Source organism: Zunongwangia endophytica, from assembly GCF_030409505.1.
GTDB lineage: Bacteria > Bacteroidota > Bacteroidia > Flavobacteriales > Flavobacteriaceae > Zunongwangia > Zunongwangia endophytica.
On the sequence record NZ_JAUFPZ010000002.1, the window covers coordinates 2,864,450 to 2,880,354 of the forward strand.

General features: G+C 35.6%; 12 protein-coding genes. 10 read left to right on the forward strand and 2 right to left on the reverse strand.

Going from position 1 to position 15,905, the window contains the following annotated elements:
• Positions 1-11: 11 nt before the first annotated feature.
• Positions 12-1,178: an efflux RND transporter periplasmic adaptor subunit gene (locus QWY91_RS12465; protein WP_290235588.1), complete on the forward strand. Its 1,167-nt coding sequence runs from the start codon at positions 12-14 to the stop codon at positions 1,176-1,178.
• 3 nt (positions 1,179-1,181) lie between these two features.
• Positions 1,182-4,652 (forward strand): efflux RND transporter permease subunit, encoded by a 3,471-nt coding sequence (locus QWY91_RS12470; protein WP_290235590.1) that lies wholly within the window; start codon positions 1,182-1,184, stop codon positions 4,650-4,652.
• A gap of 55 nt (positions 4,653-4,707) precedes the next feature.
• Here the strand turns inward: QWY91_RS12470 and QWY91_RS12475 are convergent, their stop codons facing one another.
• Positions 4,708-5,076 (reverse strand): toxin-antitoxin system YwqK family antitoxin, encoded by a 369-nt coding sequence (locus QWY91_RS12475; RefSeq protein ID WP_290235593.1) that lies wholly within the window; start codon positions 5,074-5,076, stop codon positions 4,708-4,710.
• Between the two features lie 229 nt (positions 5,077-5,305).
• Here QWY91_RS12475 and aspS point away from each other — a divergent pair, with 229 nt between their 5' ends.
• The 6 genes from aspS to QWY91_RS12505 all read left to right on the forward strand — a co-directional run bounded on the left by aspS (position 5,306) and on the right by QWY91_RS12505 (position 13,524).
• Positions 5,306-7,057 carry an aspartate--tRNA ligase gene (aspS, locus tag QWY91_RS12480; protein ID WP_290237098.1) on the forward strand — a complete coding sequence of 584 codons (1,752 nt, stop codon included), beginning with the start codon at positions 5,306-5,308 and terminating at the stop codon, positions 7,055-7,057.
• Positions 7,058-7,115: 58 nt separating this feature from the next.
• Entirely contained in the window at positions 7,116-8,906 is a 1,791-nt protein-coding gene (locus QWY91_RS12485) for a chloride channel protein (protein ID WP_290235595.1), read from the forward strand.
• Positions 8,907-8,923: 17 nt separating this feature from the next.
• On the forward strand, positions 8,924-9,166 hold the full coding sequence (locus QWY91_RS12490; protein ID WP_290235597.1) for a hypothetical protein: 243 nt from the start codon (positions 8,924-8,926) through the stop codon (positions 9,164-9,166).
• Between the two features lie 104 nt (positions 9,167-9,270).
• Positions 9,271-9,465 carry a cold-shock protein gene (locus QWY91_RS12495; protein WP_270059541.1) on the forward strand — a complete coding sequence of 65 codons (195 nt, stop codon included), beginning with the start codon at positions 9,271-9,273 and terminating at the stop codon, positions 9,463-9,465.
• Positions 9,466-9,736: 271 nt separating this feature from the next.
• Positions 9,737-12,139 (forward strand): TonB-dependent receptor, encoded by a 2,403-nt coding sequence (locus QWY91_RS12500; RefSeq protein WP_290235599.1) that lies wholly within the window; start codon positions 9,737-9,739, stop codon positions 12,137-12,139.
• 20 nt (positions 12,140-12,159) lie between these two features.
• Positions 12,160-13,524, forward strand: a complete 1,365-nt coding sequence (locus QWY91_RS12505; RefSeq protein ID WP_290235601.1) for a hypothetical protein — start codon at positions 12,160-12,162, stop codon at positions 13,522-13,524.
• A 64-nt stretch (positions 13,525-13,588) separates the two neighbouring features.
• On the opposite strand, the gene QWY91_RS12510 is transcribed toward QWY91_RS12505, so the two are convergent.
• Positions 13,589-14,545, reverse strand: coding sequence for an NAD-dependent epimerase/dehydratase family protein (locus tag QWY91_RS12510; RefSeq protein WP_290235603.1), 957 nt, complete (start codon positions 14,543-14,545; stop codon positions 13,589-13,591).
• 155 nt (positions 14,546-14,700) lie between these two features.
• Between QWY91_RS12510 and QWY91_RS12515 the strand changes: the two genes are divergently transcribed.
• Both QWY91_RS12515 and QWY91_RS12520 read left to right on the forward strand, forming a co-directional pair.
• Positions 14,701-15,276: a hypothetical protein gene (locus QWY91_RS12515; protein ID WP_290235605.1), complete on the forward strand. Its 576-nt coding sequence runs from the start codon at positions 14,701-14,703 to the stop codon at positions 15,274-15,276.
• A gap of 40 nt (positions 15,277-15,316) precedes the next feature.
• The gene (locus QWY91_RS12520) at positions 15,317-15,841 is read left to right on the forward strand and encodes a nuclear transport factor 2 family protein (protein WP_290235607.1); all 525 of its coding nucleotides are present in this window, start codon (positions 15,317-15,319) and stop codon (positions 15,839-15,841) included.
• Positions 15,842-15,905: the final 64 nt, after the last annotated feature.

Consider the following 15,905-nt stretch of genomic DNA (forward strand, 5'->3'; position numbering starts at 1 on the left):
ACCCCCGCCATATGAAAAAATTAGCAGCAATTTTTAGTGTTTCTCTTTTACTCGCCGCTTGTGGAAACGACAACGAAAAATCGGTGGATCAATTAATTGAAGAAGGAAATCTTTCTGAAATTAGAGCACGTAAATCTGAGCTTAGCAAAGAACAAAGCTCAATTACTTCAGATATTAATAGGTTAGATGAAGAAATTAACAAACTCGATAAAAACAAAAACCTTAATCTGGTAACTACGCAAAAAATAGCAGATAGCACGTTTGCGCATTATGCCGAAGTACAAGGTGATGTGGCTACCGACGAGAATATTATTGTCTACCCAGAATATTCCGGAATTTTAGATAGAATCTATGTACAGGAGGGTGATAAAGTAAATAAAGGACAGGTTTTAGCCAAAATCGATGATGGCGGATTATCCAGCCAGGTCGCACAATCTGAAGCACAGGCTACCCTTGCAAAAACTACCTACGAACGTCAAAAGAGACTTTGGGATCAAAATATCGGATCTGAAATTCAGTATTTAGAAGCCAAAACAAACTACGAAGCGTCTCAAAAAGCAGCAGAGCAACTAAAATCTCAGCTTGCAAAAACTACTGTTACGGCTCCATTTAGTGGTGTGATAGACGAGATCATTAGCAATCAGGGAGAAGTTGTAAGCCCTGGGCAAAGCCAGCTTTTAAGGATTATCAATCTCAGCAATATGTATGTTGAAGCAGCAGTTCCAGAGAATTACTTATCTAAAATTCAGAAGGGGACTTCAGTAAAAGTAATGATTAGTTCTGTTGGTCAAAATTACGAAGGAAAAGTAACTGAAGTTGGAAACAATATCAACCCTGCAAATAGGACATTCCGTGTAAAAATTGCTATCCCTAATCCTGATCGATTAATAAAACCGAATCAGATTGCTACAATTTTACTTAATGACTATACGGCTGAAGGTGCCATTACTATTCCAGAGAATACTGTTCAGAAAAATTCTTTAGGCGAAAGTGTCGTGTATACTCTCGAAAGCAAAACAGACAGCACAGGTGTCGCTAAGAAAAACATTATCAAAACTGGTTACGTTTATAACAACAAGATTGAAGTTACAGAAGGTTTAGAAGCTGGTGCAACTTTAATTGTAGAAGGCAGCAAGAGTTTAAGAGACGGACAGGAAGTAAAAATTAGCAAAAACTAAAAAATGAATAGTATAGATAAAGAATTTAAGCTCTCCTCCTGGGCGATCGACAACAAAATGACGGTTTACGTTATTATTGCGATCATTATGCTTGGTGGTTTGCTTTCTTATTACGGAATGCCTCGTGAAGCTTTTCCCGAAATTATAGAGACTAAGATTTACGTAAGCTCGGTTAACCCAGGAAACTCTGCCGAGGACGTAGAAAAGTTTATCACCGAACCTTTAGAAGAGGAGTTTAATGATATTGCAGGCATTAAAGAAATCACCTCTACTACCCTTCAGGATTACTCGATTGTAATTGTTGAGTTTGAAGAAGATATTAGTGTTGATGTTGCGAAAACTAAAGTTAAAGATAAAGTTGATTTAGTGAAAGCTGAAACTACCTGGCCAACCTTAGATAACGGCGCCAAGGTAGAACCAAATGTTTTTGATCTTAACCTTTCTGAAGAGCAACCGATATTAAACATCAATCTTACGGGAGATTATCCAGTTCAGCAATTAAAAACTTACGCTGAATACCTTCAGGATAAAATAGAATTGCTTCCTCAAATTAAAGAAGCAAGCATTCGTGGTGCTGAAGAAATGGAGGTAGAAATTGCTGTAGATATTTATAAAATGTCGGCTTCGCAGGTAAGTTTTGATGATATCATCAATGCTGTTAGTCTCGAAAATAAAACAATTTCTGCAGGAAATGTGATTACCAGTGGTATTCAGAAAAACATTAGAGTTGTTGGTGAAATTCAGGATCCAGCAGAACTTGAAAATGTAATCGTAAAACGTGAAGGCGGAAATATCTTTCTGAAAGATATCGCAGATATCAATTTCAAGGAAAAAGATGCGACCACTTTTGCAAGAGAAAAAGGTACGCCCGTTGTGATGTTAGACATCAAAAAACGTGGCGGAAAAAACATGATCGAGGCTGTTGAGAGCATTAAAGAAATCATCAGCACAGAGAAAGAGAATTACTTACCAGAAGATCTTAATATCTCATATTCTAACGACCAGTCTACAAAAACACAGACTCAGGTAGACGATTTGGTAAACAATATCATCTTTGGGGTAATATTGGTGGTTTTAGTACTCATGTTTTTCTTAGGATTTAGAAACGCACTATTTGTAGGTTTAGCGATACCACTTTCTATGTTCTTATCTTACATCGTATTATCTAGTTTAGGATATACACTAAATACCATGGTTCTTTTTGCATTGGTAATGGGACTAGGTATGTTGGTAGATAATGGTATCGTGGTTGTAGAAAACGTGTATACCTTAATGGACGAAGGTATGTCGCGCACCAAAGCAGCTAAACAAGGACTTGGTGAAATTGCGTGGCCTATTATTGCCTCTACTGCAACTACACTTGCAGCCTTCTTCCCTTTAGGTTTATGGCCAGGTACTATTGGTAAATTTATGATGATCTTTCCTATAACATTATCTATAGTATTAGGATCCTCTTTATTTGTAGCTCTTATTATAAACTCGATGTTAACTTCTCAGTTTATGAAAACTGAAGAAGAGGAAATGACTAAAAAGAAACTTATCAGATCCTCTATTATTTTTGGTGCTTTAGGAATTCTCTTTTTATTGAGTGGATTTCTATTAGACATTGGTGCCTTTAGAGGAATAGGAAATATCTTGATTTTAGTGGTGATCCTTTTATGGATTTACAAATATCTGCTTACTAGAGCTATTGCTTATTTCCAGTTTACCGCTTTAAAGAAGTTAGAGAATTCTTATGAGGATACGCTTAAATACGCCTTGAAAGGAAAAAGAGCTTATGCGTTTTTCTTCGGAACAGTGATTATGCTTATCGCTTCATTTATTTTAATTGGGGCTGTACAACCAAACGTATTGTTTTTCCCTGAAAATGAACCTAAGCAAATTATCACGTATATCGAATATCCAGAAGGTACAGATATTCAAAAAACGAATGAGCTAACCAAACAAGTTGAACAAAGGATCTATGATGCCATCGAAAAGTATAATGATGATGGTTATAATTATATGGTAGAATCTGCCGTTTCTCAAGTTGGTGAAGGTGCAGGAAATCCTCAAACAGATGGCGGCCAGCAAAACGAAATGCCTCATAAGGGAAAAATAACCTTATCGATGCGTGAGTTTAATGAGCGTAGAGGAGTAAAAAGTAGTGAAGTGATGGAAGAAATTCGCCAGGCCGTTCAAGGCTTTCCGGGTGCTTCTATTATTGTCGAAAAAGATGCCGCTGGCCCACCGGCTGGTTATCCAATTAATATCGAGCTTCGAGGCGAAAACTATGAAGAAATGCTTGCTGAAGCCGAGAATATGCGTTCTTACATTCAGAATTTAAGCATCGAAGGAATCGAAGAACTTAAAATTGATGTAAATAAATCTAAAGCTGAATTACAAGTTAAGGTCGATCGAAGAAAAGCAGGACAACTTGGAGTTTCCACTGTAGCTGTGGGACAAACCTTGCGTCGTGCAATTTATGGCGAAGAAATTTCGACTTATAAAAATGGTGATGATGATTATGAAGTAAATGTACGTTTTGGGGATGAATTTAGATACGATGAAAATGCATTGTTTAATCAACCCATAACCTTCAAAAATCAAAACAACGGGGAAACCGTGCAGGTGCCAATTTCATCTTTAGTTGAAACTGATGCCACTTCTTCTTTTAGCGCTATTAAAAGAAAGGATTTAAAAAGAGTCATTACCGTTTATTCGAATGTTCTTGGGGATTACAATGCCAACGAAATTGTTGCCCAGTTAAAAACTGAACTTCAGAATTATGAATTACCAGAGGAAATGAATTTTGCTTTTACTGGTGAGCAGGAAGAACAGGAAGACAACATGGCTTTCTTATTAAAAGCACTTCTAATTGCTATTGGCGGGATATTATTGATTCTGGTAGCTCAATTTAATTCATTATCTAAACCGATAATTATAGTTAGTGCGGTAGTCTTAAGTTTAGTAGGTGTATTCTTTGGATTGATTATTTTCCAGATGGATTTTGTGATCATTATGACGATGATGGGAATTATTTCTCTTGCAGGTATCGTAGTAAATAATGCAATTGTACTTATTGATTACACTCAGATTCTTATTGACAGAAAGAAAAATGAATTAGGAATCGAAGAAAATGATCTACTTACTAAAGCGCAATATTTTGAATGTATTGTTAGAGGTGGTCGATCAAGATTACGACCTGTATTATTAACTGCGATAACCACAGTACTTGGTTTAATTCCATTAGCCATAGGATTTAATATCGACTTCTTTGGATTGATGATTGACTATGCACCGGGAATTTACATTGGTGGAGATAACGTGATCTTTTGGGGTCCATTAGCGTGGACTGTAATTTTTGGATTAGTGTTCGCAACCTTCCTAACCTTAATTGTAGTACCGGTAATGTTTTACCTGGTTAATCGTGCAAAAGTTAAAACACGGAATAAAAGAAATGCCAGAAAACGGCAAAAGTTAGCAAATAGCTAAACAAAAAAAGCCCCAATTTTATCGGGGCTTTTTTTTTATTTTTTAAAGATTAAATTTAATCTTCGTTAATCGCTAATTTAGATTCAGAAGATAAATCATCAACCGATACTATTTGGTTAGATCTATATTCTACCTGCTTAATCTTATCACCTTCCCAAAAAAGCCATGTACCAACTTTTTCGCCGCTGTTATACTTTGCGGAGGCTGTCTTTTCACCGTTCTCGTCGTAAGAAATCCATTTCCCGTGGAGCTCTCCATTCTTGTACGTACCTTCCTGCCTAATATTTCCGTCTTCATAATAATAAGTTCCTTTAATTAAATCTCCCTGTTTTTCAAAAACAGGCTTTTTAATTCCGCTCTGTGCAATCGCTGCTCCACCAATCATCATCAGGGCAACAATCATTGTATTTTTTATCGTCTTCATATCTATATGTATTAATCTTACCTTTACAAATATAGCATAAAGTTTACATTAAAACAATAATTACGTAACATTAACTTAACATTAAACTTTTAAACAACTATAAAACAGTCGTTTAAAAACAAGGATTACGTAACATTAGCATAACATCGTGATTAATTTTAGATAGTTTATTTACTCAAACCACTTTTACTTATTACTTTTGCCCCACTAAAAATTTATGAAATCAACTATGTACAGAAGTCATACTTGCGGTGAGCTTAATTCCTCTGCAATTGGGAACCAGATCACGCTTTCAGGATGGGTGCAAAAAATAAGAAATAAAGGCTTTATGATCTGGGTAGATCTACGCGATCGCTACGGGATTACTCAGCTTATTTTTGATGAAGAGAGATCTTCTGAAGAATTAATGCAAAAAGCTGCAACCTTGGGCCGTGAGTTTGTAATTCAGGTAAAAGGTGAAGTTATAGAAAGAGAGTCTAAAAACCCTAATATCCCTACTGGGGAAATTGAAGTTTTGGTTAACGAATTAAGTATTTTGAATACTTCGTTAACTCCTCCTTTCACTATAGAGAATAAAACAGACGGCGGTGAAGATTTACGAATGAAATATCGCTATTTAGACATTCGTAGAAATCCAGTAAAAGATAAATTAGTATTTCGTCATAAAGTAGGAATGCAGGTTAGAAATTATTTATCTAACGAAGGCTTTATAGAAGTAGAAACTCCCTATCTTATTAAGTCTACTCCAGAAGGTGCAAGGGATTTTGTAGTACCTAGTAGAATGAACGAAGGCCAATTTTATGCCTTACCACAATCTCCACAAACTTTTAAGCAGTTACTTATGGTTGGTGGAATGGATAAATACTTCCAAATTGTAAAATGTTTTAGAGATGAAGATTTAAGAGCCGACAGACAACCAGAGTTTACTCAGATTGACTGCGAAATGGCTTTTGTAGAGCAAGAGGATATTTTATCGATTTTCGAAGGTTTAACCAAACATTTATTAAAAGAGGTAAACGGAGTAGAAGTTGATAAATTCCCGCGAATGACTTATGAAGATGCCATGAAAAAATATGGTAACGATAAGCCAGACATTCGCTTCGGGATGGAATTTGGGGAACTAAATGAGGTGACCAAACACAAAGATTTTAAAATCTTTAATGAGGCAGAATTAGTTGTTGGTATTGCAGTACCGGGAGGCGCTAGTTATAGCCGTAAAGAAATCGATAAATTAGTAGATTGGGTAAAACGTCCTCAAGTTGGTGCTTTAGGAATGGTTTACGCAAAATATAATGAAGACGGAAGCTTTAAATCTTCAGTAGATAAATTTTACGATGAAGAAGATTTAGCACAATGGGCAGAAAAGACCAACGCAAAACTAGGTGATTTAATTTGTGTTCTTTCCGGAGATACTAATAAGGTAAGAGCACAATTAAGTACTTTACGTATGGAAATGGCCGAGCGTTTAGGTTTAAGAAAAGCTGATGATTTCGCACCACTTTGGGTTATAGATTTTCCATTATTAGAATGGGACGAAGAAACAGAGCGTTACCACGCAATGCACCACCCTTTTACATCGCCAAAAATTGAGGACATTCCTTTACTAGAAAGTGATCCAGGAAAAGTTAGAGCGAATGCTTACGATTTAGTATTAAATGGTAATGAGATTGGCGGTGGTTCTATAAGAATCCATGATAAAGAAACTCAATCTAAAATGTTTACGCATTTAGGATTTACAAAGGAAGAAGCTAAAGAACAATTTGGCTTCCTTATGAATGCTTTTGAATACGGAGCGCCACCACACGGCGGAATTGCTTTTGGTTTTGATAGACTTACTGCTATACTTGGCGGCCAGGAAACTATTCGAGACTTTATTGCATTCCCTAAAAACAACGCAGGTCGCGATGTAATGATCGATGCACCATCCAAATTGGATGAAGAGCAATTAAAAGAATTAAGCTTAAAACTGAATATTGAATAAAAAAATCCTGCTTTAAAGCAGGATTTTTTAGTCATAACCCAAAATTGAGGTTTACACGATGTTTTTAAAATCAGTGCCTGGATTACAAAAGTTTTTGCTGTGGAAGACTAAGCATCTCTCCCAACAGCAGTTTATTTTAATCCTTAGTGCTATAATTGGTTTTGCAGCAGGTTTGGGTGCTGTTCTTATTAAAAACCTTACCCATTTTATTCAGAATTTACTGGAAGGAAACTTTATTGCCAATTATCACCATGCCTTCTATTTCATATTCCCGATTATAGGATTGGCTTTAACGGTCTTTATAATTAAAAAAATCCTTCGAAAGCCGGTAGGTCACGGTATACCGTCAACACTTTATGCTATTTCGAAAAGAAAAGGCTTAATGCGCTCTTTCCAAATGTACGGTTCTATACTTACTGCTCCACTTACCGTAGGTTTTGGCGGGTCTGTAGGTTTAGAGGGACCTACAGTTGCTACAGGTGCCTCACTTGGATCCAATATTTCTCGCTTATTCAGGATGAATCAAAGCGCAAGAACATTATTAGTGGGATGTGCTGCTGCTGGTGCGATGTCGTCCATATTTAAAGCGCCAATTGCTGCGATTATTTTTGCTATTGAAGTTTTTAGCCTGGATTTGACATTGGTAAGCATGCTACCTTTATTAACAGCTTCCGTTTCTGCAATCCTTACCTCCTATTTCTTTTTTGGATCAGACACTATATTACCGTTTGAGCTTCATGACAATTTCCATATTTCAGAAGTTCCTTTTTACATGATCTTGGGATGCATCTGTGCGTTAGGCTCGATGTATTTTACTATTATTTATTTCAGAATTCATTCTCTTTTTGGCAAAATTGAAAACAAATTTACGCGCCTTTTATTAGCAGGAACTGGATTAGGTATCATCATTTATTTTATCCCTCCTCTTTACGGAGAGGGCTACGGCGTAATCAATAATCTATTAGCTGAAAATTATATTGAAGCCTTAGGAACCAATTTTTTAAATGATTTTCTGGACAATATCTGGGTAGTTATCTTACTACTGGCAGGATTGGTAATTTTTAAAATTTTCGCAACCTCACTTACCTTTGCCGCTGGTGGTGTTGGAGGAATTTTTGCTCCTGTACTTTTTATGGGAAGTGCGTTGGGACACTGTTTCGCTTTAGTCGTAAATCATCTTGGAATCGTGGATAAGCCAATTTCTACCAGTAGTTTCACAATGGTTGGTATGGCAGGACTAATGGCCGGAGTTTTGCACGCACCGTTAACAGCTATTTTCCTTATTGCTGAATTAACTGGCGGTTATGAGCTTTTTGTACCTTTAATGATCACCGCATTGATTTCTTATATGATTACTAATACCGTTCAACCTCATTCCGTTTATACTATGGAATTAGCACAACGTGGTGAACTTTTAACTCACGATAAAGATCAAACGGTATTAACTTTGTTAGATATTAATCAGATTATCGAAAGAGATTTTGTTCCGTTAAATGTGACTATGACGCTGGGTGATGTTATCCATGAAGGTGTAATTAAATCTCCCCGAAATATATTTCCTGTATTAGACCAGGAAGAGAATTTTATGGGAATTATACTTTTGGATGATATAAGGCCTATTATGTTTAAACAGCATTTGTATGATGAAATTACGGTAAATGATATTATGCAAAGAGCACCAGATACTATAGATTTACAAAATGATAGTATGAAGACTATTATGAAAAAATTTCAGAATAGTGCCGCATGGAATTTACCGGTAGTTAAGGAAGATAAGTATGTTGGTTTTATATCAAAATCTAAAATGCTTACTGCATACCGCCAAAAATTGATCGAAGTAACTGTTTAATTAAAAGAAATCAAATCATGAAAATTGTGATGAAAATATTAGGTATAGCCATCTTAGTTGCCATTGGTGTTGGTTTCTATTTTCGAATAGCTGAGGATGATATTGTAACTGGCGATAGAATTATAGGAGTTGCAGTTTTAACATCATCTTTCGTACTTATGCCCATATTTTTAGTCGTAAGGTGGCGAGGAAAAAAGTTAGAAGATTATACGCTTAGCCCTAAAAACATGAAAAAAATGCAAGAAAAAGGTATAGATTAGAAAACATGCCTTAGTGATTTTTTTTGAGAATCTTTGCATTTTATTAAACTAATCTCAATTTTATTGTATTATGTTTGTACTTTACTAATTATTATTTTATTACAATGGAAGGTACAGTTAAATTTTTTAATGAGTCCAAAGGTTATGGATTCATTACCAACGACGACACAGGAAGAGACATCTTCGTTCACGTAACAGGGATCGATGGAGAAACTCTAAATGAAGGAGATAAAGTGGAGTACGTTGAGAAAGAAGGACGAAAAGGTCTGAATGCAGACGAAGTTCGTGTTATTGGATAGTGCATATAGATTAGATTTTATATAATATTCAAATGCAAAGCCGCTCGATGAGCGGCTTTTTTATGCTCTAAATTGAACTCAGAATCAATTGAAGGATAATAAAACCAAACATTATTCAATCCTTATAATCACTAAAAAAGCACATTTTCTTTTCCTGAATATCGTTCGAAACCACTATCAAATCCATACAAAATACAAAATCAGAAAAAAATTTATTTTTATTTGTACTTAATCTAAATAAGTATAAATTTGTCAGCAATTATTTTCACTGATGAGACTAAAAATACTACTTCTAATTCTTCTTTTACCAATTACTGCTCTTGCCCAGTATCACGTAAGTGGTATTGTTCAGGATTCAGAAGGGAACACACTTCCTGATACCAAAATTCTGCTTAGTCGCGGAGCTTTTTCAAAATCAACAACATCTGATGCTTCTGGATTTTACAAAATTGATGGTCTTAAAACCGGGACTTATGTACTGGAAATTATTAACGGAGATTTTATTGATTTTGATCAAATCATGATCCAACGCTCCAGTCTTAAACATAACATCAAGCTTAAAAACTCAAAAGATTATGAATTGGGGGAGGTAGCGCTTACAGGGGAGACTGTTAAATCTAAAATGGAGAAAAAAGGCTTTGCCGTAAGTGTTATAGAGACTAAAGAGGCCAGTCTTAGAAATGTCCAGACAAACGAACTATTAAATCAAACCGTAGGTGTAAAACTTCGACAAAACGGAGGCTTAGGATCTCGCGTTGAATACAGCCTCAATGGCTTATCAGGTAGCGCTGTAAGTATATTTATTGATGGCATACCGATTTCGGTATATGGCTCTTCTTTTAGTTTAAATAGCATACCCCCTGCGATGATTAAAAGAATCGAAGTATACAAAGGAGTTGTGCCGGCTCACCTTGCCGACGATGCACTGGGTGGTGCAATAAATATCGTATTGAATCAGGGGGCTAAAAATAATTTAAATGCCTCAATTTCCTATGGATCATTTAATACTACACAGGCCAATCTCAATGCTTTATATAGATTCGAGAAATCCGGTTTTACCGTTAAGGCTTCTGGTTTTTATAATTATTCTGATAATGATTATGAAGTTAGTGGCCGATCTATTGTAGATATTGATCAATACGGAAGACAAACTCCAATAACTGCCCGCCGATTTAATGATGCCTACAGATCTAATGGAGGCATGTTTCAGGCTGGTTTTACCAATACAAGTTGGGCAGATCAATTTTTTATAGGTGTTACAGCTTCAGATGATTATAACGAGGTACAACAAGGTGTTTTTCCTACCATCAATCCATATAATGGTAGGTATACAGAATCTGATGCTCTATTGGCTAATCTTACTTACCAGAAAAAAGATCTATTCGTAGAAGGTTTAGATATTAATGTCCACGGAACATACGGTGAGCGAAATACATTCATTAATGATACGGTTCCTTGGGCTTACACCTGGAGCGGAGAACGAATGCTGGATATTAATGGTGATTATCTTAAGCTTACTTCGGAATCCCAACAGGGAGGAGGCCCCACTTTGGAGTATAATAACAGGGAAGTTTCCTCTATCAGATCAGGCATATCATACGCCATCGATAAACATCATAAATTTTTCATCAATCATGTCTATACTGGTTTAATAAGAGAAGATCATGACGACATAAAATCGTTATTAGAAAATACTTTTAAAGAACATAAAGATTTACATAAAAGCATCTACTCTTTAAGCTATGAGTTAAAAGCTTTTCAAGAGAAGTTACAACTCAATCTTTTTGGGAAACATTATCGCCAAAAAGTTTATAATAATAAGCCCATATTTGAGCAAAATGAGAATGGAGAGAAATCTGTAGTGAACGAAATTTACGAAAGCAACAAAAGTTATACAGGCTATGGTGCTGCTGCCTCTTTTGAAGTTCTTCCTAATGTAACTCTAATTACTTCTGCAGAAAAAGCGATTCGACTACCTAGCGAAACAGAAGTTTTTGGAAACCCAGCTCAAAACACGATGGAAAATCCATCTATAATGCCAGAAATAGCTCATAATTATAATTTTGGGCTATCATTAGGTTCGTTCCACTTCAATAACCATCGGTTAAAACTATCTACCAATGTTTTTACCAGAGACATTCAAGACAGGATTGGCTTGCCCCTAGAAAGGAATCCAAATTCAGAAGTAACTCCTTATGTTAATCAAGGCTCAGTTACATCGACCGGAATAGATGCCGAATTAAATTATTCTTACAAAACTTTAGGCTTTATATTCAATATTTCTCATTTAGACCTTAAGCAGGATAACGGGGTAGGAATTGCAATCCCTAACACTCCTTTCTTTATGATGAATGCCAGTTTAAAATATGCTATGCATGATATTTTTCAAAAAAATTCAGTATTAAACTTTTTCTATAACGCACAATTTACCGGAGAGTTTTACTACATCCAAACCGAGGGTTATGGATCTAACGTAAAAGGTCTCGATGAATTTTTAGTACCTCAACAAATTGGCCAGGATCTAGGTATATCTTATAGCTTCCCTAATAATAAAGTTGCTGTAAGTGTGGATGCTAAAAATATTCTTGATGAACCACTGTACGATAATTTAAGAGTACAAAGACCGGGACGAGCTTTTTATCTAAAGCTGAACTATTCATTTAATAAATTCTAACCTCTTAAATATAATATAATATGAAATTTAATTTTTTAAAAAAAAGCACCTTATTGATCTGTGCATTGAGCGCAGGAATGATAAGCTCTTGCAGCAGCGATGATGATGTTAACAGTATAGAAAGAGAAACACCTCCAGACGAAAACTCGAGATGGATTACCGTAGCAGCTGCAAAAATGGGAAGTGATCCAGGAGATGGTAATGGAGGTACTTCAATTTACTCTATAAATAGCAACAAGGCTAAGGATCCTAACGCTAAGATTAAGCCTTTTGATAATGGATTTATTGTTCCTTCTAATAGAACTGCAAGATTACAATCTTCTGCTGATGGAGACCAGGTTTATAATATCACTTATGCGGGAGACACCGGTGGTAATTTTATGAAATATGATGTAAATGGTGGGCAAGATTTTATCGAAGTAGGTTCACAATTAAATATATCATCTTACGTAGGCACTGCTCCAAGATGGACCAAATTATCTGATGACAAAACAGGAGCTGCAGTATATATCGCTACAGAAAATATTGTGGATGATAATGATACTGAAGATGATGTAACCGATGATGTTTATGTTCGTACCAATTCAAAGCTTTCTATTGTAACCATAGGCTTAGAACAGTCAGATATCAAAACATTTAAAGAATATGACTTACCACTAAGCGAAGAATTAGAAGCTCAGGGTTATTACATTGGTAGAGTTGATATGCCTGTTTTAAATGCTGCCGGCAACAAACTTTATATTGGTGTTAACATGAGAAAATTAAATCCTGAAACCCTAGAAAGAGAAAGTGATTTCGAAGCTTTAGGTTCAAAAACTATCGTTTTAGATTATCCTTCTTTAGAAAACCCAAGAATGATTACATCTGAAGTTGGGCACGGAAGTACCAATGGATACCGTAGCATTAATGCTTTTGAATACAAAGGAAGTGTATATCAAGCTAATCAGGGAGATCCAGAAGGTTCTCATATTTTAAAAATTGGTACTGATAATGAATATGATGATTCTTATGTATTCAACTTAGACGAAGCATTAGGGATAAATGAAGCGTACATTCTTGCATGGAGACCAGCCGCTAATGGAAAAGCGATTATAGCATACCGTCATGCAGGTTCTGCTGAAGGGGTTGCTGGACAACAAGGATTTTTCGCCCTTGCAGATTTAAATACTGGAACAGCAGAAAAAATCAATGAAATTCCATACGATACCGATTTTTATCTTTTCCAATATCAAGGATTTGTTGTTGATGGTACAGAGATATACCTAACAGAAGCTCCGGTTGGAAAAAATGGAAATATTTATGTGATCGAGACAGAAACTGGAGAAGTAACTAAAGGTGCTGAACTAGTGAATGTTGAAGGAAGTCATTTTATTGGAGTTTTCTAAAACCAAATACTTATCAAAAAAAGCCGCTCAATAAGCGGCTTTTTTGTTTTTATATTTTCCTGAACTATTTACTAACTAACTGCGATTTGATTCCGGTAAACATTGCATCTGTTAATTCAGAAATATTAAAGTTGTGACTCCAATTCCAATCCGCTCTAGCTTCAGCGTCATCTATACTCGAAGGCCAGGTATCTGCAATATCCTGTCTAAAATCAGGTTCGTAATTCATTTCAAATTCTGGGAGATGTCTTTTAACTTCTTCAGCTAAAATCTTCGGAGTAAAACTCATAGCAGATAAATTATAAGAAGAACGTACTTTGATAGCTTCTGAAGGTGCATCCATAATATCGATTGTCGCCTTTATAGCATCGTCCATAAACATCATAGGCAATTCGGTTTCCTCAGATAAGAAAGAGGTATATTTTCCGTTTTGCATCGCTTCGTGAAAAATTTCTACCGCGTAATCTGTTGTTCCTCCACCAGGCAATGTTTTATAACTAATAATTCCCGGATATCGAATACTGCGCACATCTACACCGTATTTTTTATGATAATAACTACACCAACGCTCCCCTGTTTGTTTACTAATGCCGTAAACGGTAGTAGGTTCCATAACGGTCGTTTGTGGTGTTTGTTCTTTAGGTGTAGAAGGTCCAAATACTGCAATACTGGAAGGCCAAAATACTTTTTTAATCTTCTTATCTTTTGCCAGATTCAACACATTAAATAAAGAATCCATATTTAATGCCCATGCTTTCATAGGTACTTTTTCACCAGTAGCACTAAGCATCGCGGCCATAAGGTAAACGACCTCAATGTTATAATGACCAACTAATTTCTCAATTGCATCAAAATCCATTGCATTTGCAATTTCAAAAGGCCCGCTAGACATAAGCTCCTCGCTTCCCTCACGAATGTCGCTGGCAATCACTGCAGCATTTCCGTGGAGTTCACGAAGTTTTAAAGTAAGCTCTGTTCCTATCTGGCCGCTAGCTCCAATAACTAAGATATTTGTGGGCATACACTTAATAATTTTCTGCAAATATACTTATTTATTGAGAATACAATTTACTAAAACGTTTTACTAAACTCAAAAATTATGTTCTTTTTAAGAATATAGAAAAATTATGGCTATAGCATTTTAATCATTTACATTTGTACTATTAAAAATTGATAATGAAGCGACTGATTTTCGGTATAGTATTGATCTTTTTAGCCTCTTGCGACCAAAATTCGGAAAAGCAAAAACCCGAAGAAAATGTTCGGGAAAGCGATGCTTTTACAGAAGAGTTTACAATTCCTTTTCAAAAAGTAACGCTAGATGCTAAAGCGAAAGAAGAAACTATAAAGTGGGTGGCCTATATTGCCACTATAAATGAAATAGAAAATCTTCAAAATACTTCAGTAAACAAACTTATTGATAAGTCGACTGCTATAGCACAGCTCATGGAAGAGCTTCAATTATCTATCCCCAAATCTTTAGAATCAAAACCAGTATTAGCGAGATTGCGTGTACTTTCTACAAAGGCTAATGTACTGGCTCAAAAATCGCACTTACAAAAACTACATCCAGAAGAGATTAAAGAAGTTGGTTTAGAAATTCCAACGGAATTTTATAATCTGAATATTCAGCTAAACGAATTGTTTATTGAAAGTATAGAAGATTTTGAAGCTGAACTAGATCGATTGGTAGAAGAAAACCGAAAAAGACAAGAACAAAAGCGCGATAGCCTAAAGGCCCTTCAGAATTAAAACTTTGGGATTTATTGTATCTTCAGCAAAAATAAATCTCATGAAACAAACTATTCTTTTCATCAGTTTTTGCTTTATTTCAATTATTGGGTCGTCGCAGACAATGCCTTACCAATCAAACAAAAAAGAAGCTACATCTGAAATTAATAAAGTTATCGATTCCTGGCATGAAGCCGCTGCCGAAGCCAATTTTCAGCAATACTTTAGCCTACTCACCAAGGATGCTATTTTTATAGGAACAGATCCTACTGAGAATTGGAATAAAGATGAGTTTAAGGCATACTCAAAACCACATTTTGATAAAGGGAAGGCCTGGAGCTTTAGTTCAGTAGAGCGAAATATTTATCTTGAAGATAACAAAGGAATTGCCTGGTTTGATGAGCTACTAGATACACATATGGGCATTTGCCGCGGATCTGGAGTAATGCGTTTCGAAAACGGAAATTGGAAAATCGCACACTATGTACTATCTATAGAAATCCCAAATGATAACGTTACTGAAGTCGTGGATATCAAAAAGGATTTTGATGAAAAAATGATAGAAACAATAAAAGCTGAACAGTAAAAATGTCTCTCTGTTTGTAACAATTATTATAAAAACGCGTCTGTTTTATTACATTAGCGACAAT